The 545-nt window shown below is 45.3% G+C and carries 1 tRNA gene; it reads left to right on the forward strand.

The window, feature by feature from the left end:
• Positions 1 to 100: 100 nt before the first annotated feature.
• Positions 101 to 177 (forward strand) — tRNA-Ile (locus QZ269_RS13470).
• The last annotated feature ends 368 nt before the right edge of the window (positions 178 to 545 follow it).

A 545-nucleotide genomic window follows, 5' to 3' on the forward strand; every position in this document is an offset into this window, starting at 1 on the left:
GGCTGGATCACCTCCTTAATCGACGACATCAGCTGCTCCATAAGTTCCCACACGAATTGCTTGATTCATTGAAGAAGACGATAAGAAGCAGCCCGAAATTGGGTCTGTAGCTCAGTTGGTTAGAGCGCACCCCTGATAAGGGTGAGGTCGGCAGTTCGAATCTGCCCAGACCCACCAATTTTTGTGTGGGAAACGCCTGTAGAAATATGGGGCCATAGCTCAGCTGGGAGAGCGCCTGCCTTGCACGCAGGCTCCACCATAACCTGCTTCTGTGTCGTAAAGCTTAGAAATGAGCATTCCATCAAACGATGGTGAATGTTGATTTCTGATCTTTTGATTAGATCGTTCTTTAAAAATTTGGGTATGTGATAGAAAGATAGACTGAACGTTACTTTCACTGGTAACGGATCAGGCTAAGGTAAAATTTGTGAGTTACTCGTAATTGAGTATTATCGAATTTTCGGCGAATGTTGTCTTCACAGTATAACCAGATTGCTTGGGGTTATATGGTCAAGTGAAGAAGCGCATACGGTGGATGCCTTGGC

Source organism: Deinococcus sp. (assembly GCF_018260405.1).
GTDB lineage: Bacteria > Deinococcota > Deinococci > Deinococcales > Deinococcaceae > Deinococcus.